The 22499-nt window shown below is 54.1% G+C and carries 14 protein-coding genes and 8 pseudogenes; 16 read left to right on the forward strand and 6 right to left on the reverse strand.

Annotated elements, in window-relative coordinates; genetic code table 11:
- The gene (locus tag OAN307_RS01165; RefSeq protein ID WP_015498055.1) at positions 1-660 is read left to right on the forward strand and encodes a hypothetical protein; all 660 of its coding nucleotides are present in this window, start codon (positions 1-3) and stop codon (positions 658-660) included.
- Positions 661-766: 106 nt separating this feature from the next.
- Here the strand turns inward: OAN307_RS01165 and OAN307_RS01170 are convergent, their stop codons facing one another.
- The gene (locus tag OAN307_RS01170) at positions 767-1105 is read right to left on the reverse strand and encodes a DUF1244 domain-containing protein (RefSeq protein WP_015498056.1); all 339 of its coding nucleotides are present in this window, start codon (positions 1103-1105) and stop codon (positions 767-769) included.
- Positions 1095-1856, reverse strand: a complete 762-nt coding sequence (locus OAN307_RS01175) for an N-formylglutamate amidohydrolase (protein WP_144055475.1) — start codon at positions 1854-1856, stop codon at positions 1095-1097. The genes OAN307_RS01170 and OAN307_RS01175 overlap by 11 nt, the downstream gene beginning before the upstream one ends.
- A gap of 115 nt (positions 1857-1971) precedes the next feature.
- Here OAN307_RS01175 and pyk point away from each other — a divergent pair, with 115 nt between their 5' ends.
- The 4 genes from pyk to rplT all read left to right on the forward strand — a co-directional run bounded on the left by pyk (position 1972) and on the right by rplT (position 4386).
- Positions 1972-3423, forward strand: coding sequence for a pyruvate kinase (pyk, locus tag OAN307_RS01180; RefSeq protein ID WP_015498058.1), 1452 nt, complete (start codon positions 1972-1974; stop codon positions 3421-3423).
- Positions 3424-3456: 33 nt separating this feature from the next.
- Positions 3457-3681, forward strand: a complete 225-nt coding sequence (locus OAN307_RS01185) for a hypothetical protein (protein WP_015498059.1) — start codon at positions 3457-3459, stop codon at positions 3679-3681.
- Positions 3682-3813: 132 nt separating this feature from the next.
- Positions 3814-4014 carry a 50S ribosomal protein L35 gene (gene rpmI, locus OAN307_RS01190; RefSeq protein WP_015496652.1) on the forward strand — a complete coding sequence of 67 codons (201 nt, stop codon included), beginning with the start codon at positions 3814-3816 and terminating at the stop codon, positions 4012-4014.
- 12 nt (positions 4015-4026) lie between these two features.
- Positions 4027-4386, forward strand: coding sequence for a 50S ribosomal protein L20 (gene rplT / locus OAN307_RS01195; protein ID WP_015496651.1), 360 nt, complete (start codon positions 4027-4029; stop codon positions 4384-4386).
- 429 nt (positions 4387-4815) lie between these two features.
- On the opposite strand, the pseudogene OAN307_RS01200 reads toward rplT, so the two are convergent.
- Positions 4816-5145: pseudogene (locus OAN307_RS01200) on the reverse strand (integrase core domain-containing protein); the annotation flags it as partial.
- Between the two features lie 135 nt (positions 5146-5280).
- On the opposite strand from OAN307_RS01200, the pseudogene OAN307_RS01205 reads away from it, so the two are divergent.
- Both OAN307_RS01205 and OAN307_RS25725 read left to right on the forward strand, forming a co-directional pair.
- Positions 5281-5897, forward strand: a pseudogene (locus tag OAN307_RS01205) (IS110 family transposase); the annotation flags it as partial.
- A 1-nt stretch (position 5898) separates the two neighbouring features.
- Positions 5899-6303: a hypothetical protein gene (locus OAN307_RS25725; RefSeq protein ID WP_083902892.1), complete on the forward strand. Its 405-nt coding sequence runs from the start codon at positions 5899-5901 to the stop codon at positions 6301-6303.
- Between the two features lie 357 nt (positions 6304-6660).
- Here OAN307_RS25725 and OAN307_RS31600 read toward each other — a convergent pair.
- Positions 6661-6893: pseudogene (locus OAN307_RS31600) on the reverse strand (IS110 family transposase); the annotation flags it as partial.
- 105 nt (positions 6894-6998) lie between these two features.
- Positions 6999-7779, reverse strand: a pseudogene (locus OAN307_RS31605) (IS110 family RNA-guided transposase); the annotation flags it as partial.
- A 354-nt stretch (positions 7780-8133) separates the two neighbouring features.
- Between OAN307_RS31605 and OAN307_RS01220 the strand changes: the two are divergent.
- A pseudogene (locus tag OAN307_RS01220) lies at positions 8134-9635 on the forward strand (IS1182 family transposase).
- Positions 9636-9767: 132 nt separating this feature from the next.
- Here OAN307_RS01220 and OAN307_RS01225 read toward each other — a convergent pair.
- Complete coding sequence (locus tag OAN307_RS01225; protein ID WP_015498061.1) at positions 9768-11921, reverse strand: DNA topoisomerase; 2154 nt, start codon at positions 11919-11921, stop codon at positions 9768-9770.
- A 485-nt stretch (positions 11922-12406) separates the two neighbouring features.
- On the opposite strand from OAN307_RS01225, the pseudogene OAN307_RS27585 reads away from it, so the two are divergent.
- The 8 genes and pseudogenes from OAN307_RS27585 (at position 12407) to OAN307_RS01265 (ending at position 22499) form a co-directional block, all read left to right on the forward strand.
- Positions 12407-13599 (forward strand): annotated as a pseudogene (locus tag OAN307_RS27585) (IS3 family transposase).
- Between the two features lie 106 nt (positions 13600-13705).
- Positions 13706-13816 (forward strand): DUF4113 domain-containing protein, encoded by a 111-nt coding sequence (locus OAN307_RS31070; protein ID WP_408634927.1) that lies wholly within the window; start codon positions 13706-13708, stop codon positions 13814-13816.
- A 361-nt stretch (positions 13817-14177) separates the two neighbouring features.
- Positions 14178-15604: pseudogene (locus OAN307_RS01240) on the forward strand (IS1182 family transposase).
- 700 nt (positions 15605-16304) lie between these two features.
- On the forward strand, positions 16305-16889 hold the full coding sequence (locus OAN307_RS01245) for an ANTAR domain-containing response regulator (protein WP_015498064.1): 585 nt from the start codon (positions 16305-16307) through the stop codon (positions 16887-16889).
- Entirely contained in the window at positions 16886-18019 is a 1134-nt protein-coding gene (locus OAN307_RS01250; RefSeq protein WP_015498065.1) for a CmpA/NrtA family ABC transporter substrate-binding protein, read from the forward strand. The genes OAN307_RS01245 and OAN307_RS01250 overlap by 4 nt, the downstream gene beginning before the upstream one ends.
- Before the next feature lie 262 nt (positions 18020-18281).
- Positions 18282-19652: a CmpA/NrtA family ABC transporter substrate-binding protein gene (locus tag OAN307_RS01255; protein ID WP_015498066.1), complete on the forward strand. Its 1371-nt coding sequence runs from the start codon at positions 18282-18284 to the stop codon at positions 19650-19652.
- Positions 19653-19724: 72 nt separating this feature from the next.
- Positions 19725-20798 (forward strand): ABC transporter permease, encoded by a 1074-nt coding sequence (locus OAN307_RS01260; RefSeq protein ID WP_015498067.1) that lies wholly within the window; start codon positions 19725-19727, stop codon positions 20796-20798.
- A 42-nt stretch (positions 20799-20840) separates the two neighbouring features.
- A pseudogene (locus OAN307_RS01265) lies at positions 20841-22499 on the forward strand (ABC transporter ATP-binding protein).

The following is a 22499-nucleotide window of genomic DNA, read 5'->3' on the forward strand; positions in this document are numbered from 1 at the left end:
ATGTTCAAAGAATGGGAATTTCTGCTGGCGGAAATTTGGGTGCTGCTGGCGATTGCGGCCCTGATTGGCCTTATCGCAGGATGGCTGATCTGGGGCGGAAGGGTGGACGCAGGGCGCGGGCTTGGGTCCGACACGGGCGTTGACGCTAATGAGGTGCGCCGCTTGCGGACTGAATTGGACCGCGCCAAGGCCCAAAACCGTGATCCACTTAACGATATTCCGGCGATGCAAGGCGTTGGCTATGCGCGGCCCGCGCAGACGCGTGCAACGACGCCAACACAGGCGGCGTTGCCAGTTTTGAGGCCAGATCCGACTGCGGAAATGCCAGCGGATGATGCCGTACAGCCCGCTCCAACGCCGACATCAAAACAACCTGCACCAACATCTGGCGGCAAACCCCAAGCCCTTGTTTCGGCCTGGGACGGGTTGCCGGATGATCTGACGAGGATTAAGGGGATCGGCGCGAAAATGGAAACGCTCTGTAACCAGTTGGGATTTTGGCACTACGACCAAATCGCCGCGTGGAGTGCGGACGAAATTGCGTGGGTGGATGACAACCTGGAAGGGTTCAAAGGCCGCGTGACCCGTGACAATTGGGTGGCGCAGGCCAAAAAGATGACAGGCGTTCAGACGCCCGCGTTCAAGCACCGAACGGACTAGTTTTAGTACCTATATCAACCAGAGATCGGAACGCGGTGTCAAACTCCGGCCACACTGATGGCGGCTTGGTAAACAATAACTACAATTTGCCGTAAATTGTTCGGTGTTAGCTGTCTTTCTTCGCCACATTCTCATCAAAGGCCGTCGTAAAAGCAGCGTCCTTATTCGGCGTGGATTCGGTCTGATAATTTGTCTTCCACGCGTCCATTGTCATGCCGTAGAAAGCCTCGCGGCCCTCGTCCTTGGTCATTTCAATACCGCGTTCGGCGGCGGCTTCTTGGTACCAGCGGCTCAGGCAATTGCGGCAAAAGCCTGTCAAGTTCATCATGTCGATGTTTTGCACATCCGCGCGGTCTTTCATCAGGTGCTTTTGCAAACGCCGAAACGCGGCGGCTTCTAGTTCGATTTGGGTTTGTGGCCCAATTTCTGTCACGTCATCCGGCATCTTTGGCCTCCATTTGGATCAGGGCTTGGGTTAGGATCGGGGCAAGTCGTTTAGCCCAAACGATTTGCTGGTCTGACGTTTCAATTAGGTCACTGCGCAATTCGATCAACGCATTGGCGCGGCCCATTTGCAATGCGTGGCGATCAACGGCATCGCCAGGCAGGTGGCCCGCATAGGGTTCATTGTCTCCGACGCATAGATCATCCTCACTCTGCAGCAATGCCAACAGCGGGTCGGACAACCTGTCATCGAATGCGTGCAAAATCCCGATGTGCCAAGGGCGCGCGGGACGGCCGTTCAGCTGCGGTGTAAAACTGTGGATTGCGATGATTACCGTATCGTCCTGCCGCGCGGCCAGTTCAGTCAGTGCAGCGTGATAGGGCGCATAGAACGCATCAACGCGGCGTGCTTTTTCCACCTCGTCTGCTGCACGATTGGCAGGGATTATCGTTCCATCGTACAGTTTCATCAACAGCGTGGGATCATCAAGGCCCCGGTTGGGATCAATCACCATGCGTGTAAAATTTGACAATATCGCTGGCGCATTCAACGCATCCGCCAGCGCCCATGTCACACCAGCCGCCCCAACGTCATAAGCGATATGTCGTTGCATATCAGCGTCTGGAAGCCCTAATGATCCGCCACCAACACAGGGTGGAACATTGTTTGACGCGTGGTCGCAGGTGATGAGCCATCGCGACTTTCGCGCGGCCCCGTGTAAATGAAATGCCTCTATGGGTACCTCTGTCATCTTGGTGTTATCCAATCGTGGGCAGTTGTAGACCGTTAAAAATACGCTATAAGGCGGCGAAGCCGTTAGCGGTAACTGTATGTACAGTACACCGCAGAACACGAGGAATAACACCATGAAACGCGACCGCAACGTCAAGATTGTAGCCACTCTTGGGCCGGCATCCAATGACTACAAAATGATCCGTGCACTGCACGAGGCGGGCGCAGACGTGTTTCGCCTTAATATGAGCCATGGTGATCATGCCGAAATCAAAGTCCGCCATGAAATTATTCGCCAAGTCGAAAAAGACCTCAACAGCCCCATCGCGATTCTGGCCGATCTTCAAGGTCCAAAGCTGCGCGTTGGTGTTTTTGCCAATGAAGATGGCGAAGACTTGATTGTTGGTCAGGCGTTCCGCCTTGATCTGGATGATGCACCTGGCACGTCTGAGCGGGTTCAATTGCCCCACAAAGAGATTTTTGACGCGCTTGAACCTGGCGCCCACCTGTTGGTGAACGATGGCAAAATCAAGCTGCGTGTCAAAGACTGCGGTCGCGACTTTGCCGATTGCGAAGTCCTCGTGTCGGGCACTATTTCCAACCGCAAGGGCGTGAACGTGCCTGATGTGGTTCTGCCGCTTGCTGCGCTGTCCGACAAGGACCGTAAGGATCTGGAATTTGTGTGCGAACTGGGCGTCGACTGGCTTGCCTTATCGTTCGTGCAGCGTCCCGCTGACGTCGAAGAGGCCCGCAAGCTGACCAAAGGGCGCGCCGCGCTGATGTCCAAGATTGAAAAGCCGACGGCTGTTACGATGTTTGATGAAATTCTTGCTGTGTCTGACGGCATCATGGTTGCGCGTGGCGATCTTGGTGTCGAATTGCCGGTTCAAAATGTTCCGCCGATTCAGAAACAACTGGTCCGCAAATGCCGTGCGGCAGCCAAGCCCGTGATCGTTGCAACCCAAATGCTCGAATCTATGATTGATTCACCGATGCCGACCCGCGCCGAAGTGTCCGACGTTGCAACGGCGATCTATGAGGGGGCCGACGGCGTGATGTTGTCCGCCGAATCCGCCGCCGGATCGTTCCCGATCGAAGCTGTGACAACCATGAACAATGTCGCGGTCGAGGTTGAGGCAGACCCGACCTATACGGAAATTCTTGAGGCAAGCCGTAAAACCAGCGGGCGCACGGTCGCCGACGGAATTGTCGCCGCCGCGCGCGAAATTGCTGAGACGGCTGATATCAAAGCGATCTGTTGTTATTCCCAATCGGGCACCACCGCGCTTTTGACAGTGCGGGAACGCCCGCGCGTTCCAATTATTGTGCTGAGCAGCGATATCAATACCGTGCGTCGCCTTGCGCTTAGCTGGGGCACGAACTGCGTGATGAACGTAAAAGTTGTGGATCGTTTTAAAACTGCTGTGATCGAAGCGGTGCACGCCGCACTTGATTCCGGCATTGCAACTAAAACTGATATGATCGTCGTCACAGCCGGTGTTCCGTTCAACACACCAGGCAGCACAAACATCCTGCGGGTGGCGCCGTGTGACGAAAGTTTGATTTTTGCCGGATCTTCGGAGTAGGCTAATTAAACCGTAACGTTTGAGGTGATTGGCATGGATCCGGATCTTATGATGGTCGTTGGGCTTGTGATTGGCGGGCTTTCTATCCCGTCCATGCTTGGTGCTCTTACGGATGGGCGCGTCCCGCGTGCCGCCGCAATTGCGGTCATGATCGCGGGCGGACTAATTGTGCTGGCCATCCGTGAAAGCCCCGGTGGTTACGCGATTGGCGATATACCTGACGTGTTTGTCGATGTCGTGGCGCGCTACATCTACTAGACCAATGCGACTTTCCCGGCGAATCCCCTTGCCATAAAACATGGCGCGGGCTAATCACTCAATTCCTGCCGCGCGTCCGGCCTAAGTGGCATGCCGAGTCGCGCGATACACCGACCCAAAGAGGAGACGGAAATGCCCAAGATGAAGACCAAATCGAGTTGCAAAAAGCGGTTCTCAATGACTGCTACCGGCAAAGTCAAAGGATCCCAAGCTGGTAAACAGCATGGTATGATCAAACGTTCGAATAAATTCCTGCGGAATGCGCGTGGAACAACCCTGTTGTCGGCACCTGATGCGAAAATCATCAAGTCCTTCATGCCATACGCGCGCTAAGGAGAATTTGATATGCGAGTTAAAGGTGGTACAGTCACTCACCGTCGTCACAAGAAGGTAACAGATGCAGCGAAGGGCTATTATGGCCGTCGTTCCAATACCTTCAAAGTTGCGCGTCAGGCCGTCGATAAGGCGAACCAATACGCAACACGCGACCGTCACAACCGTAAGCGCAACTTCCGCGCTTTGTGGATCCAGCGGATCAACGCAGCTGTTCGTAGCATCGATGAGACACTGACATATTCACGTTTCATCAATGGTCTGAACTTGGCTGGCATCGAAGTGGACCGCAAAGTCCTCGCCGATCTTGCCGTTCACGAACCAGATGCATTTGGTGCGATCGTTGAAAAAGCAAAATCCGCAATGGCGTAAGCCAAACTGCTGATCGAGATTACAAAAGGCCGTACCTTTCGCTGACGCATTCCGGCTTTTGGGACACAGAACTGACGCCTACCAAGTTTTTGCTTGGTAGGCGTTTGATTTTACAGATCATTTAGAGATAGGAGATACTAAGAGTTGGGGGAGAAGTGTCCCGCGACCACACATTGCAAAAAATCTCCGAAAGGTTTCCGTTTCATCCGAAACGACCAACATCTCTTTCGGCTTTGGAGGCCATCTTGACGAAACGACAGATAGGAAATCTGATGGTCAAGAGTGTTCCAAAACTAAACTTGCGTGAAGTTTATCCCGCAGTGTCCGAAGAAATCAACCACAATACTTGTGGTGATGTCGATTGCGACTGACCTGTGCCCCAATTTCCCTCCAGCTTTGCGCGGAGTCCTTGGTGCTAAATCTTTGACCTTAAGCGGCCATCTTGTCGATGATCCTTCTCTCTAAAAATTCCATTGGCGTCAGGTTCCCCAGAGCTGAATGTGGTCTGCGCCAGTTGTAGTCGTCCTGCCATTCTTCAAGCGTTTTGCGGGCGTCGCCCAATGTAGCAAACAGCGTTTCATTGAGGCATTCATCTCTTAGTTTACCGTTGAAGCTTTCGATGAACCCGTTCTGCTGGGGCTTGCCCCCTCTCATGGTTTGCAAGCAAACCACTGCCGGGCGGCGGGACGCGATATAATGCCAATCGATACCCGTATTTTGAACCCATTTGAGGATCGCCATGCTGGTGAATTCTGTGCCGTAACACCTTCGGAATATCGCTAATTTAAGGCTATGACTGCCTGCGCAGCCCCAAATAACGCAGCAGGTGGTCATAGCCGTGCCTCAGGTCCCTACGGTGGTTTTGTACAAACCACACCGCAAAGGAGACCAACTATGACCGATATCATTATTACACAAACTGCGCCCGTTTTGGTGGCCATCGATATCTCGAAGGCCCGCGACGAAGTTCTCATTGCTATTGCGGACAAGAAGCGCTGCCGTCGTTTGACTGTTCTGAACCAGCTAGACGACTTCAATCGTCTAATCACATCGCTTGCCTGCTACGGCCGCCCTGTCCGTGTAGCTTTTGAAGCAACGGGTAATTATCACCGTGCCTTGGCTTATCATCTTGCCGCAGCAGGTTTTGAGTTGAAGTTGGTGTCATCTGTGGCCCTGGCCAGAACGCGAGAGGCCTTGCACAACAGTTGGGACAAAAACGACCCTAAGGATGCCCAGGTCATTCTTCACATGATGGAGATCGGGAACGAGCAGTTTTATCATGACCCCCTCGTGCGTGGCACTAACGACATCCAAGAGCGTTCCAAAACGCATGACATCGTATCCAAGTCGAAGACCGAGTTGTGGCACCGAGTTGTGGCACCGAGTTGTGGCACCGAGTTTTAACCCATTATCTGCCGCTGTATTTTCCTGAAGCTGATCGTTTCCATCGCAGTTCTCGCAGTGACTGGTTCTTTGCTTTCCTTGAACGTTATCCGTCACCACACTTGATCTGTGGATATCGAGATATTTCGCGAGGCCGGAGCATTTTCTTGGACCCTCGAAATTAAAGTTGATAGCAAACCTGAGGAATGGCCGCATGTATTTGTTGCTGACAAAGCCGCCTATGACGCCGCGATACTCTACCTCAAAGGCCGCGGATTGAACCCAGACATGTTTGCGGACGATGACGACTATCCCATCATTAAAAGCCCCCTTTGCCAAAAGCTGCTCGTGGAGGGGCATCCGTTTGAGATCAGCATCTACCGAGGGGTCGATGAAGCAGAGTGGATTTTGGAGATCATCAACGCCAAGGGTACATCCTTTATCCCCGATGAGCGGTTCAAAACGGACAAGGATGCACTTGGCGTAGCACTGGCCGATTTTGAGAACGAACCACTCGAGGACTTTATTGGGTAGTCCAAGTGTATGAGACTTCGCAATTGCAGCGAAAGTCCGGTTTGAGGCTCCTGCATAGCAAGACATTTTTGATCATATTTGTGCATTTGTCAGAAGCAGTCATGTGTTCCCGCTGCCCGGCAGTTGGTTGCAAGGCAATCAATGAGAGGGGCCTGTTTGCGCGGTTTTGACCGCTGCCCCCCTCTCGGCAGATTGCTACGCAATCGCCTGCTGGGCAACGGATGGGTTCCGCAGACCAAGTCCCTTACAGCTTAGCGGGCTATATCGCCCGGGACTTTCGACGGGGTGTCCTGGTTTTGGCGGCAGACTTATGCACCATCATCTCGTGGGTCTTGCTAACTCTTTGTTCTTCCTCTCTTAAGTAATGTGCGTTGTATAAGGTTCGTTGCGCGTTAAAACGGCCCAGACGATCCTTGCCGTTTTATTGGCCCCTCTCGGGCAGCGATAGCGACGGTTGCGACGCGCGCGGGTTTTCGTTCCAGCAGTGATGTCAGCCACTTGCTTGCTCGCTCCGGGTGCGACTTGGTCTGTCGGACGAGTGATGTCATGCTAACGACCAGCAATGATCGTAAGTATTGATCACCCATTCACTGCCCCCTCTCACACATGCTGTGCATGTGTTGCCCGGCAACGGGACAGGGTATTGCGTCACGCCATGGGCGTGCTTGCAGCACGACGCAATGTCCCGAGAGGGTTGTAATGCGCCCGAGTTTCTCTTTACCGCCGCTGGATTTGTTCGCGGGCGTCAACCCCAACCATGCTGCAAACTCGCGGCCATTGCTGAATTGATGGCCATCACCAATGCTGGCGATGATCGCCGAGGCTGTCACAACACCAACGTCCCACTGCCCAGCAGGGCATGTTTACATGCCCGAGAGCGGGAATAGTGCGCAACAAACGGACCCGCACATCTTCCTTGGCGACCAGCTTGAGCCGATCTTCATACCACCGAATCCGTACATGCAATGCCATGAGATGTTCGCATAGATTATGGATCACTTCCTTGGCAATTTCGGGCAAGTCTAGCACTTCGCCTACTAAAACATCCTCTGCAAATCCGATGATCCTCGCGAGGCCCCTCGCGATGTAAACGCCGAACTCAGCAACCAGGCCACGCAAGCTATTGATCAGCTGCGTGCGTTGGCGGACAAGCAGAGCTCGTGCGCGATGGAGTGACAAAAAAGCTTGCTGTTCAACGGTCTTTATCGCAACAAACCGCCCTCTCGGTGAATGCAAGCTTCACCTGCCGGCAATGATCGTCAGACGGGTCACCGCTTCACAAATGGCCTCTGCATCGATCGCATCAGACTTGCCGCGCTTGACGTATGGTTTGACATAAATCGGTGGGATCAGGCGGACATCGTGGCCCAACACTGTTAACTCCCGAGCTCAATGATGCGCACTGCTACAGGCCTCCATGCCAATCAGGCAGGGATCAATCTTGGAGAAGAACGGCAATAGCTGTGCGCGTCTCAAAGGCCGGTTGAAGGCGACCTCTTCGTCTTCAGTGATCCCATGAACTTGAAAAATGTTCTTGGCCAACCTCTCAGCGATTGCTGCGCATTCGCCTGCCGGTCGATGGATCAAGGCCGATTGTGGTAACGTGCATGGGGTGGCTCCTTTTATAAGTAGGTTTCGACACCTGCAGTATAGCGCATTGCGACGCTGGTTGGAGCAGGAGCCATCCACCCCATCAGGTTTGATGGGCCGAACTGCGGCGTTCAGGACCGACGATGAATGGCAGGTTTGAGCCTATTTTGTTGAAAAACTCTTGTTGATTTGAGGCTTGGCCCCTGATTCAATTGTTCCTGACAACAAGGGGTAATTGCGATGTTGGGACCGAAACAAGAGGCACAAGGCGCGTTGTTTTATGAGTTTTCGATTGATGATCACGTTCCTCAAGATCATCTGCTGCGATCCATTGAGCGGTTTATCGACCTGTCCGGCATTCGCCAACATCTCACCGATTTCTACAGCCATACAGGCCGTCCTTCGATTGATCCGGAACTGCTTATTCGCATGCTGTTGGTGGGATATTGCCTCGGCATCCGCTCTGAGCGTCGCCTCTGCGAAGAGGTTCACCTGAACCTTGCTTACCGCTGGTTCTGTCGACTGGATCTCAGCGACAACGTGCCCAATCATTCGACCTTTTCCAAAAACCGCCCCTCTCATGGTTTGCAAGCAAACCACTGCCGGGCAGTGCACGGTCGTTTCCGCGACAGCGATCTGCTGCGTCACTTGTTTGAAACGACTGTGGCGCGATGCATGGCGGAGGGGTTGGTGAGTGGTCAGCGCTTTGCGGCAGATGCCAGTTTGATCGAAGCTGACGCTAACAAGCAGAACTCAACACCGAAGGCCGATTGGGATCACAGCGCGATCGATCCTGAGGATGCACCGCGCGCCGTTCGAGAATACCTTGATGTTTTGGATGATGCCGCATTCGGCGCAGCCAGCGAGGTGGAACCCAAGTTCACATCTCATTCTGATCCTTCCAGTCAATGGACTGCCGCCCGCAAAGGCCCAGCGTTCTTTGCCTATTCAACCAATTACTTGATCAACACGGGTAATGCCGTGATTGTCCCCTCTCATGGTTTGCAGCGCAAACGACCGCCGGGCAATGGATGTTGAGGCCACGCGGTCGATCTGTCAGGCCGAAGTTGGGTCCGTGCGCACGATGCTGGATCGCGTCAAAGATAGGTTTGATTTAGATCCTGAACGCATCATCGCAGATACCGCTTACGGGTCCGGCCCGATGCTGGGATGGTTAGTGGATCGTGGCATCGCGCCGCACATCCCTGTCATTCACTGCCCGGCAGTGCGTGTTCGCATGCACGAGAGGGGATAAAGCCAGTCGCACCGATGGCACCTGGAGCAGGGAAGACTTTGAGTGGGACCCGAAGGGCGACAAGTACATCTGCCCAGAAGGTCAGTCGCTCAAGCAGTTCCGCCGCAACTACTCCGACCCCAGTCGAGGCCCAACAAGTACGGGCAGGACAAAATATCGTGGGCTTAAGCTGATCTGTCAGGCCTGCCCATCCAAAGCCAATTGCTGCCCGAATGCCAGCTCTCGCACCATCACACGCGAAGAACACGAAGACGCCCGTCAGGTCGCCTGCGACATTGCAAAAACCAAACAATACGCCGTTTCAATGCGACTGAGGAAAAAGCTCGAGATGCTCTTCGCCCACCTTAAACGCCTCCTCGGGTTGGGAAGGCTCCGATTGCGAGGGCCATGTGGCGCAAATGACGAATTTCTACTCGCCGCAACCGCCCAAAACCTCCGCAAACTAGCCAAGATCCTTCCTGCACCGCAGCAAATGCGCAAAGCGTGATAGGAAAAGCGCTCGCGCCCTGTTCGACGCCCAACTTTCTGCGACAGCAATACGGTGTTTTTCAACAAAATTGGCCGTCAGTGACAAACGAGGTTTATGCGGTTTGCTGCAATATTTCTGTGATGCAATCGATCACCGATAGTGCTCAACGGTGGTATCGTCGGACTTTGCACCGCGCTTTGACAACTTCCCTTTGTTCTTTTTGATAAAGGCAGAAAGCGCAGCGCGATCCCCGAGGGTCGCTGCCGGCAGGTCCACATTCGCATCATGAGCAATCTTACGCGCAAAAGATATCTGTGCATCACTTGGACCGTTCCCTTTCGGTCGCGGACCTAAAAATTCAGAACAGACCTTTCGATCCGTTGTTGCGTCTTTTGGAAGACGCACACCCATCCGCTTAGCTTTGGCTCGCGCGGCCTGAAGCATCTTTGGGCTGGGTTTGGCGGTAAAATCAATATCGAGTTTAGCGCCCGACTGACCGCGCTGCTCCATCTTCGCCGCCAACGCCGCCGCGCGTGCCACAATGGTATCGACCACGGTGCGCGGATCCTGTTCCCCTTTGAGAATACCATCAAGGGCCAGCTCCATTTCAGCTGTCGCAGCCGGATCGAGGATTTCCGGGGCTTCTTTCAGCAGAACGTCATAAATCGCCAGTGCAAGGGCGCTTGGCGCTAGATGCTTATCTATGACTTCAAACAGGTTCTGGGTTTTTAGCCCCTCGAGAATGGAGGCACGCGTCGCTGGCGTCCCAATCCCAGCAGCACCTTTTAAGCGCTCCGCTGTCTTTGGATCACGGGCATACTTCCAAGCTTCCTGCATTGCTTTGATCAAGGAGCCTTCATTGAAACGGGCTGGCGGCTTGGTCGTCTTTTTATCTGCCCCAGCTTTTACGGCATCGACCACCTGGCGATCCTTCCAGGGCGGCAGGATGGCCGCAGCTTCAGCGCCGCTCTTCTGACTCGCATCAGGATCAGCCCCCAAGGCTTCTCGCCAGCCTTGCTGCTGTTCGACAATACCACTTGCGGCAAATTTGCGCTGTTCAGCCATCAAGGAGATTTCTGTGCGATCATAGAGCCGGTCCGGGCCAATGGCAGCGGTATAGCTCAGTGCAATCAGTTCAAAAAGACGGCGCTCATCGACGGACAATGCCCCGAGAACACGAGCCCATTTATCGCAGGTCTTAAAGTTTGGAATGATCGCATGGTGTGACGCACCAGCGAGCCCTTCGTCAGAAAAGCAGCCCCGCTTCCCCATGCGATACGTTGGGGTCTCATAGGCCACTTTTACAAAGGTCAGTTCACGCAAGCCATCGAGCATCGCTTGTGCATTTTGTTTTTCCACCTCCGGCAAGTATTTTGTCTCGGCCCTAGGGTATGTCGTAAGCTTATGGGTCTCATAGAGCCTCTGAGCCACATCGAGCGTCTTTTGTGCAGACCAGCCCCAGCGCGCTGCGCGTTGTTGCAAGAGCGGCAAGTCCATGAGGCGTGGCGGCGGTTGCTTCTTCTTCTCAAAGGTAACCTGCAAAGGGCCTTTCCAAGGATCAAAGGATGCGGTGATCTTGTGCGCCAAATCCCCGTCAAAAACCCGCGCCTCGTGAGCCGGGAAATGCTTGAGCCGCAGGACGTCTTTGCCGTCACTGACATCAACCCAAAGATCAAAATAGGGTCTTGCCTCAAAACCTTGGATTTCGCGCTCTCTTGCGCAGACAATCCCCATGGTTGGAGTTTTGACCCGGCCAATGCCGATCGCCCCCTTCATCCCATGCGGTTTGAGGGCAATTGTAACCGCCCGTGTGGCCGTCAGATTGGAAATCTGGTCACTTTGCGCGCGTGCCACAGCAGCAGCGTAAAGCGGTCTGTAGTGCTCATTGGGCTTTAAGGCCTCGAATGATTGTCGCAGGGAGACGGGATCTTCCGCAGAGAACATTGCCCGTAGCACCTCGCCCTTGAATTTGAAGTAACGCAGAATATTTTCGCCGATGGCCTGACCCTCACGGTCACAGTCGGTTGCAATAATCACTCGGTCAGCCTCTTTCAGGGCCGCTTTGATTTCTGCAATCAGCTTATCTTTGCCATGACTGTTATCCGGGCGCAGTGGGTAGAATCCAGATTCAGGGCGCAACACCTCATAAGACCATTTTTTCCAAGCCTCGTTAACCTCAGCGGGTTCTGCCAGCTTGAAGATGTGCCCGCGTGCAGACAATATCCTGCCATAGCGGTTTCCCAATGCCTCGCGAAGGTTGCGCGCCTGTGAGGGTTTTTCTACAATGACAAGTGAGCCGCCCATATCTCAGCACCGCTTCGCATAGTTTGCAAAAACCTGGAAAACCCAGAAGGCCTCGGAATTCCACGCCTCGCGCACGGCTGGTAGCGCCTCGATCGGACTGTCTATTTGAAGACAAAGTTCCTTTGCAACAACGGAGGTTTTAGATTGGCATCGCCTGCCGCTCAGCACAGATGTCGAAGATTTAAGGCTCATTGCAGCATTCGTCATTTTAAAAACTCAGTTTTCCAAATATGAAGTCATGCACCCGCGTCGTACAAGCCGAAGCCCAACATACGTTTGCAAAAGGCGCTGGTTGTTAGACTATATTGCGCAAGAACATAGTGCGAACACATTTCTACAGCCCTCATAAAAAGGGTCACTACAGTTAGATGACCGTCTCAAATCAACGCGTGCCTCACGAGTTTACTCGTGATGAATGTTGAAGTGGTCCAGCAAAACTGGACAGCGTGCTAAGATGTATCCAACACGAACGAATGGATGCGAGGATGACAAAGCGACGGAACTTTTCAGACAACTTTAAAGCTACTGTGGCGCTTGAGGCGCTGCGCGGTGACAAGACGGTTCAGGAGATTGCGGCCAAGCGGCAGCTCCACCCAACGCAGGTGAGCACATGGAAACGACAGGCGATCGAAGGCATGGCTGGTTTTTTTACCGACAAGGTCAAAAAGGCTGAGAACAAGGTCGGTGAGATTAAAGAGCTGCACGCCAAGATTGGTCAGTTAGCGGTGGAGAACGTTTTTTTGTCACAAGGGCTGAAGACAGGTTATTTCGCTAAAGCGAATTCACCGGGGTGAGCCCATCAAAACGCCGCGAGATGGTCCGCAAAGAGAACACAAAACTGAGCCTGACGCGCCAGTGTAAGCTGCTCAAGATCAGCCGTTCGTCGATCTATTACACACCAGTTGGGGTGAATGCTGAGACGCTTAAGCTGATGCATGAGATTGATCGGATATTTACGAAATATCCATTCTTTGGCAGCCGACAGATAGCAGCCTATTTGCCCCAGTCAGGGTTCTCTGCGGGTCGGCATCGTGTTCGTCGCATGATGAACATCATGCCTTGTGCCCGGCAGGCGATGCAAAGCATCGCTGAGAGGGGGTTGTAGGCCATCTACAAGGGGCCGAACACCAGCAAGAAGCACCCACAGCACCGCATTTATCCATACCTGCTGAGAAAGTTGGCAATCACCCGACCCAATCAGGTCTGGTGCAGCGACATCACCTACATACCCGTCAAGAATGGTTTTTTGTATCTGGTGGCGATCATGGACTGGGCAACGCGAAAAGTGCTGACTTGGCGGCTCTCAAATACGTTGGATGCTAGCTTCTGTGTTGAGGCACTAGAGGAGGCTATCGCCCGATACGGCAAGCCAGAGATCATGAACACGGATAGCCAATACACTGGCGCGGGTTGGATCACAACTTTGACCGAAGCCAACATCAAAATATCAATGGACGGACGCGGCCGCTATCTCGACAATATCTTCATCGAACGCCAGTGGCGATCCCTCAAGCAGGAGGCCGTTTACTTGCATGAAATCACCGGCGGGTTCCACGCAAAACGGATCATCGATACATGGGTTGGGTTCTACAACTCAGAACGCCCTCACACGGCCCTTGATAAGCGAACACCGGACATCGCATACTTTGGCAACGCGGAGATACGAAAATCGGCATGAACATAAATTAGATGCATCTTAGCCAAGCCACATACCTGTCCTGAAAAGCAGGACCACTTCATGTGACCCAAACGCTATTGGGAACATCAACGTTGAATTGACGGTCTTGGCGAGTGAAGGGATGAAGCGACCTTGGCAGCTGCGGTCCGATCACCGAAGTCCAAGGTATCCGACCCGGTTTGCCGGTGGTTCGATGAGGGAAGGGTGGGTAAATTAGGGGTGTTAGAATATGAGCCCTGAGTGACAAATGCTGCGCCACGCACATTTTGTCAGTTCGGGCGTATTCTGTTGAAAAACTCCGATTTTGGCTGAAATTCGAAAATAATTCTCCACACAGCGCAACTATGATACTTCGGCGAGGGGTGGCAAAAAAGAGGGCTCAAAGCGCTGTTGCGTCTCTTTGGAGCCATTCGGGGCAATCTTCTTTGAGTATTCGCAAGGGCGTGCTTTTGGCGGGAATTTTCGAAATCCTATTTTTCGAGTTTTTCAACAGAATAGGCGAATTTTGTTGAAAAACTCTTGTTGATTTGAAGCTTGCCCACTGATTCAATTGTTCCTAACAGCAAGGGGTAATTTCGATGTTGGGACCGAAGCAAGAAGCGCAGGGCGCACTGTTTTACGAGTTTTCGATTGATGATCACGTGCCGCAAGACCACCTGTTACGTTCAATTGATCGGTTCGTGGATCTGTCGAGTATTCGTCCACATCTGGCAGAATTCTATAGTCACACTGGCCGCCCCTCGATTGATCCTGAGCTCCTGATCCGCATGTTATTGGTGGGCTATTGCCTCGGTATTCGATCCGAACGCAGGCTTTGCGAAGAGGTGCATCTCAACCTGGCCTATCGCTGGTTCTGCCGCCTCGATCTTTCCGATCCGGTGCCTAATCATTCAACATTTTCGAAGAACAGGCCCTCTCGGCAGATTGCTATGCAATCGCCTGCCAGGCAGTGCATGGGCGCTTTCGAGACAGTGATTTGTTGCGCCACCTGTTTGAGACGACCGTTGCGCGCTGTATTGCGGATGGCTTGGTGAGCGGCCAACGCTTCGCTGCTGACGCAAGCCTGATCGAAGCCGATGCCAATAAACAGAATTCAACGCCGAAAGATGATTGGGACGCATCGACGATAAATTCCGAAGATGCGCCGCGTGCTGTTCGTGAGTATCTCGACGTTCTGGATGATGCCGCATTTGGTGCAGCGACTACGGTTGAGCCGAAGTTTACCTCGCATTCTGACCCATCCAGTCAATGGACTGCCGCTCGCAAAGGGCCTGCTTTCTTTGCATATTCGACTAATTACCTGATCGACACGGATTACAGCGTCATCGTTGATGTCGAACCAAGCCGCTCTATTCTAAGCGCGGAAGTTGGCGCATCACGCACGATGTTGAGTAGGGTTAAAGATCGCTTCGAGCTGCAACCAGAACGTCTCATTGCCGATACAGCATACGGCTCTGCCAAGAACCTTGGCTGGCTGGTCGAACACGGTATAGCTCCGCATATTCCTGTCATCGACCAGTCGGGTCGCAAAGATGGAACTTGGTCTCGGGTCAACTTCGCATGGGATACAGAGAACGATCAATACGTTTGTCCAGAAGGCGAAGCGCTCAAGCAGTTCCGCCGCAACTATTCCGACCCGAACCGAGGCCCCGACGGCAAGGGCGTCGCCAAGTACCCAGCGTTGAAGTTGACCTGTCAAGCGTGCCCATCAAAAGCCCAGTGCTGCCCGAATATGGGCTTCCGCTCTATCACCCGCGAAGAACACGAAGACGCCCGCCAGGTCGCCCGCGATATTGCTAAGACCAAGCAATATGTCATCTCAATGAGACTACGACAGAAGGTCGAGATGCTCTTCGCTCACCTCAAACGCATCCTGGGGCTAGGACGGCTTCGATTACGAGGACCATGCGGCGCAAATGACGAATTCCTCCTCGCAGCAACCGCCCAAAACCTCCGCAAACTAGCCAAAATCTTTCCTGCACCGCAGCAAGCGTGCAAAGCCTGATAAGAAAGGCGCTTGCGCCCTGTTCAACGCCCAACTTTCTGCGCCAGAAATACGGTGTTTTTCAACAGAATCGGCGGAAACCAGACCTTCGCTGCGGGTGCTCGGACCCTCTGGCGGTCCCGCGAAAGCTGCCGTTCATTGAGGGGTAAAACTCAATAAAGCTGCGACAGATCTAATGGCGGCAGTGAGCCCATTGTGTAAATTCGACTTTCTCGCTGCGCGCGCTCGCAGCACGAAAATTGCGGCTAGTGCATAATACTCTGGGTTGCCAATCGGCGGAAAAACCGGACGTTCATGCTCGCAGCCAAGAAAGTCAGAATGCCGTCTCAAACTAAATGGCAAGGACAGCCTTTCGCAGCCATATCGAATACTTGCGAACGACTACGCTACTTTCGCACAAACCATCTACTGCACTGCTTGGTTTCACTCTGACCTCTTCACACTGCAAAGGCTAAAACTGAATTGTTAGAACCTTCATGGCGGCAACGCTCAGCGGGCTGCTTCGCCGTGGAATTCCGGCGTGTCCGTTGAGTTGGCTAACTGATTGTCCGAGAAATAACTTAAGTCAGATATTTCAGGCTGCGTAAAAAATGGGCATCCTTGCCTTCACGCTTCTTTTAAGTGCTGGCAAACCCTTGCGACAGCGGCGTTCCTGGAGATTCGCGTTGACCTTACCCAGGCGAGGGCGAATGACGGCTTCATGAACCAAAATCTGCGCATTCTCGTTGTTGAGCCTGACCCCGAAAGAGTGCGCGCGATTATTGACGCGTTAAAGGATGCAGGCTGGTCGGACGTCAAGGCGCTGGCGCACATGTCGGCACTCGACCGGACAGTCAAAGAATTTGCACCCGATATTGTGCTAATCGACCTTGCCAACCCGGATCGTGACACGCTTGAACATATCTCCCATGCGACAGAGACATCCAAACGGGCCGTTGCGTTGTTTGTCGATCAAACCGATGACATCCTGACGCAAGCGGCGCTGAGCGCGGGGGTGAGCGCCTATGTGGTCGATGGCCTCAAGATGGACAGGATCAAGTCGGTTCTGGAAACGGCAATTGCGCGGTTCAAGATTATGCGCCAGATGCAGTCCGAATTGGACGCGGCCAAACAGGCACTAGAGGACCGCAAAACAATTGACCGCGCCAAAGGGATTTTGATGCGCCAACGTGGTTTGTCGGAAGACGACGCATATAATTTATTGCGCAAAACCGCGATGAGCCAGAACCGCAAAGTCTTCGATGTCGCCCATGCCCTTGTCACGGCCGCGGAGCTGTTGTCGTGAGCCAAACCGTCTTGAATTGCGGCTATGTACCGTTGGTGGATTGCGCCCCGCTGGTGATCGCCAAAGAGCTCGGGTTTGCGGGCGAGGAAGGGCTGGCGCTTAACCTCGTGCGCCAGCCGTCATGGTCGGCCCTGCGCGATATGCTGGCCCTTGGGCATTTGGACGCCGCGCAAATGCTGTCCCCGATGCCTGTGGCGATGTCCATCGGGCTTGGCGGGTTGCCGGCGCGGGTCGATACCCTGATGGTCTTGTCCGTGAATGGCACAGTGTTTGGCGTTTCAAACGATGTGGCTGCAGACATCGGCACTGTGCCGTTTGGCGATGCCAATGCCCTGTTGTCTGCGTTGAGTACTCGAAAGGGCGCGAAGCTGCGCGTCGGAGTACCCTTTCACTATTCCATGCACCGCTTGTTGTTGTCGTATTGGACATCGACCGCACCTAACTTGCAGATCGAAGAAATCACAGTGCCGCCGCCGCGTATGGCCGATGCCGTCGCTGACGGGTTCGTTGATGCCTTCTGGGTGGGTGAACCTTGGGGGAGCGTCGCAGTCGGGCAAAATGTGGCTCAGCTGATGATGACGGGCAAAGATGTTTGGCAGTTCGCACCAGAAAAGGTCCTCGCGGCGCGCCATGATTGGGTCGAGGCAAATGGCGATGCATCCGCGCAACTGATGCGCGCGGTCTATAAGGCATCCGCCTGGCTTGATGCTCAAAAGAACACACCCTTGGCTGTCGAAATTCTGGCCCGCAGCGAACACCTCAGCATGTCACCGGACTTAATTGATCCCGCACTTTCCGGCGATATCGTCACCAAACAAAACACCGCCCCGACGCCAGTGGGCCGCTTTTTACAGTTTCATAAACATGCGGCGACGTTTCCTTGGCGCAGTCAGGCCGCATGGATCGCATCCCAACTTGGTGCGGACGTCGCAGGGATAGAAAAGGCCAAGGCATGTTTTCGAGCAGACCTTTATCGTCAGAACCTTGCAGGCATCGGCGCTGACATGCCCGGTGCATCTGAAAAAGAAGAGGGCGCGCTGCACTTTGAAACGGCAGTGGCGTCCACCCGCGGGCATATAATTCTTTCTCCCGATGCCTTCTTTGACGGCAGAATCTTCGATTTCTCCTAGGCAGAACGCCTAAATACTGAGCGATCTCTGCATTACAGCATAATTCCATGCGGCGGCGCAGCAAAATGATTGCGCTCGCAGCTCGCGCTGGTTCATCATTTAGTTAAGGGGCAACGAAGCCCGCACACACGCGCTAACCGATGTAGGTAGCGCACCTCCCAAGAGCAAAGCCGCTCGTATGGACCACGGATCTCCTCCCCCGTGACCCTTACGTGCGGCTTTTTTTGTTTTTCGCCTCTCAAGGCGTCGAAAGGATTAAATGATGAAAAAGACACTTGCGATCTTACTGGCAACGTCCAGCTTGTTGGCCACCACTGCGGCGGCCCAATCTTTGGATCTTGAAAAAGAAGACCTAACACTCGGATTTATTAAACTGACAGACATGGCCCCGCTCGCGGTTGCCTATGAGCTGAGGTATTTTGAGGACGAGGGTCTGTTCGTGACCCTTGAGGCGCAAGCAAACTGGAAGGTCTTGCTCGATGGCGTGATCAGCGGCGAGCTGGACGGCGCGCATATGTTAGCGGGTCAGCCTTTGGCGGCAACAATCGGCTACGGCACCGAAGCGCATATCATCACGCCGTTCTCGATGGGTCTGAACGGAAACGCGATCACGGTATCCAATGAAATCTGGGACGAAATGAAGCCAAACGTTCCCCTGATGGAAGATGGTCGCCCGCAACATCCCATTAGCGCAAGCGCTTTAGCACCTGTTGTCGAAAACCACCTCGACCGTGGTGAGCCGTTCAACATGGGCATGGTGTTCCCTGTGTCCAACCACAACTACGAAATCCGCTACTGGCTCGCCGCTGGCGGTCTGGAGCCCGGGTTTTACAGCGAGCAGGATATTTCCGGCCAGATCGGCGCGGATGTGTTGTTGTCCGTAACACCGCCGCCGCAAATGCCGTCCACGATGGAGGCAGGCACAATCTTTGGCTATGCGGTTGGTGAACCGTGGAACCAACAGGCCGTGTTCAAGGGCATCGGCGTTCCGGTGATCACCGATTACGACATGTGGAAGAACAATCCCGAAAAGGTGTTCGGCATCACCGCCGAATTCGCCGAAGACTATCCAAACACCACAATCGCTCTGACCAAGGCCTTGATCCGTGCCACGATCTGGCTGGATGAAAATGACAATGCGAACCGCGAAGAAGCCGTGCAGATGTTGGCGCGCCCCGAATATGTGGGTGCGGACGCCGAAGTCATCGCCAATTCCATGACCGGTTTCTTTGAATTCGAAAAAGGCGACGTTCGCCCTGCACCTGATTTCAACGTCTTCTTTCGCTATAACGCGACCTATCCGTTCTATTCGGACGCGATTTGGTATCTGACGCAGATGCGCCGCTGGGGGCAGATCGCCGAAACCATGTCAGACGAGTGGTATTTTGAAACCGCCGCCGATGTGTACCGCCCTGATATCTACCTTGAGGCCGCGCGTCTGTTGGTCGGCGAGGGGCTCGCTAACGAGGCTGATTTCCCATGGGACAGTGACGGGTTCAAAGCCGCCACACCTGCGGAAGATATCATCGACGCCATTCCCTACGATGGCCGCGCGCCGAACGCCTATATCGACAGCCTGCCGATCGGTCTGAAATCCGGCCAGACTGTCATTGACGGCGAAATTCAAGGCTAAGTCAAATGGCGCGCCTTGCAGAACCGCAGGGCGCGCCACTCCCTTTCCAAAAGCAGCAGTTGGACACCCGATATGACCGCGATTGACCCCACCATCCTTGACGCAGAAGCCCGCCGGGCGCGCCGCTTTGTCCGCATTAACAAAGCTGACGCATGGTTTTGCGTGTTTGGCCTGTCATGGCTTACACCGATCCTGCGCGCCGCCGCAGGGGACAACCCGCGCGCCCAAGCTGGCGAAGTCTGGCGGCTTTTAGGTGTGCCGATCTTGTCGATTGCTGTGTTTGTTACGATGTGGGCGACACTTGCACCGACGGTGCAAACGTCCCTCGGTGCGGTGCCCGGTCCGGTGCAGGTTTGGGAACAGGTCGGAGAGTTGCGCCAAGATTCCATCCGCGAAGGCGAACGCGAGGCCGCGTTTTATGAACGCCAAGACGCGCGCAATGCCGACGCGATTGCCAATGGTAATACCAACGCTGTTCGCGACCGTATCTATACCGGCAAGCCCACGTATTATGATCAAATCTGGACCTCGATCAAAACGGTATTTTTCGGGTTCCTGATAGCATCAATCATCGCCATCCCGCTCGGCATCGCGGCGGGGCTTTCGGTGACGGCAAATGCCGCGTTGAACCCGTTGATCCAGATCTTCAAACCTGTGTCCCCACTGGCGTGGTTGCCGATCGTTACCATGATCGTGTCCGCCGTTTACACGACCAATGACGGATGGTTCGAAAAATCATTTCTGGTGTCGGCCATCACGGTGACCCTGTGCTCACTTTGGCCCACGCTGATCAACACCGCACTCGGCGTCAGCAGCATCGACAAAGACCTTGTAAGCGTCAGCCGTGTGCTGAAAATGAACACCTACACCAAGATCACCAAGTTGGTTCTGCCCTCGGCCCTTCCATTGATCTTTACCGGATTGCGCCTGTCGCTTGGTGTGGGCTGGATGGTTTTGATCGCTGCAGAAATGCTGGCCCAGAACCCCGGTCTTGGCAAATTCGTCTGGGATGAATTCCAGAACGGATCCTCCCAATCGCTGGCCCGCATCATGGTCGCCGTGTTCACCATCGGCATCATCGGGTTCTTGTTGGACCGCGTGATGTATGCGCTGCAGTCCATGTTCACATTCTCGAACAGTCGGTGACCTGCGCTCAAGCAGCGAAGCGATAGTGCATAAGGAAAAATCATGGATATTTTACAAATCAAAGGCGTCTCCAAAAGCTATGGCGAAATGGCGGTCCTCAAAGACATCAATCTTGATGTTGCGGAGGGAGAATTCGTTGTCCTCCTCGGGTTTTCTGGTACGGGCAAGACCACGTTGATCAATCTAATGGCGGGGCTGGAACAGCCCACCACAGGCACCCTTACCTACAAGGGCGCGTCGATCACAGAACCAGGCCGAGAACGCGGTGTGATTTTTCAAAGCTATTCGCTGATGCCGTGGCTGACGGTGAACGGCAACGTAGCGCTGGCCGTGGATACGATGTTCCCTGAATTGTCCAAAGCCGAACGCGCAGCAAAGGTCGATCACTACGTCGCCATGGTGGGCCTGAGCCATGCCGCCACCCGACGCCCAGCGGAATTGTCAGGAGGGATGCGCCAACGCGTGAACGTGGCCCGCGCGCTGGCGATGGACCCCGAAATGTTGTTACTCGATGAGCCGCTGTCCGCGCTTGATGCGCTGACCCGTGCCAACCTCGCGGATGAGATTGAGGCTATTTGGGACAAAGACAAAAAGACCTGCGTGTTGATTACAAATGACGTGGACGAGGCGATTATTCTGGCCGACCGTATCGTCGCGCTAAACCCCGACGGGACGTTAGGTGATGAATTCAAGGTCGATATCCCCCGCCCGCGCGACCGCATCGCGATGAACAATGATGCGAACTTCAAGGCGTTACGCAGTCAGGTCACGACCTATCTGATGGACGTTGGAATTGCCGCCAAAGTAGAAGAAACCCGCACCCTGCCAAACGTGATGCCGATCCACGGGGTGCCTGCCGCCGTCGCCAAAGCCCAAGAAGGCGGCATCGAGGAAAAATTCCTGAATTTCTCGCAGCTCGACAAGGTTTATCCGACGCCAAAGGGCCCGTTGACTGTGGTTGAGGGGTTCGACCTCAAGATCAACAAAGGCGAGTTTATCTCGCTCATCGGGCATTCGGGCTGTGGCAAATCCACGGTGCTGACGATGGCTGCGGGTCTGAACCCGATTTCCAACGGGGCGATCCGGCTCGATGGTTGGAACGTAGAAGGAGCGGATCCTGAACGCGCCGTTGTGTTTCAATCGCCCAACCTGTTCCCATGGCTGACGGCCAAGGAGAACGTCGCGATTGGCGTGGACAAAGTATATCCGCGTGCATCACAGGCGGAACGTCAGGACGTCGTGGAATACTACCTTGAACGGGTTGGCCTTGCTGACAGCATGAACAAAGGCGCCGCGAGCCTGTAGAATGGAATGAAGCAACGTGTTGGAATCGCTCGTGCTTTTGCTTTGTCACCTAAACTTCTGTTGTTGGATGAACCATTTGGAATGCTCGACAGTCTGACCCGCTGGGAGCTTCAGGAAGTCCTGATGGAGGTCTGGTCGCGCACCAAAGTGACCGCAATCTGTGTCACCCATGACGTCGATGAGGCGATCCTGCTGGGGGACCGCGTGGTGATGATGACGAACGGACCGCAGGCGACGATCGGCAAAATCACGTATGTGAAACTGCCCCGCCCCCGAACGCGCAAGGCGCTGTTGGAACATCCTGATTATTACGCCTACCGCCAAGAGGTTCTTGATTTTCTTGAAGAATATGAACATGGCGCGACACCTAAACCCAAATCCATCGCAGCGGAGTAA

Origin of the sequence: Octadecabacter antarcticus 307 (assembly GCF_000155675.2) — a bacterium.
GTDB lineage: Bacteria > Pseudomonadota > Alphaproteobacteria > Rhodobacterales > Rhodobacteraceae > Octadecabacter > Octadecabacter antarcticus.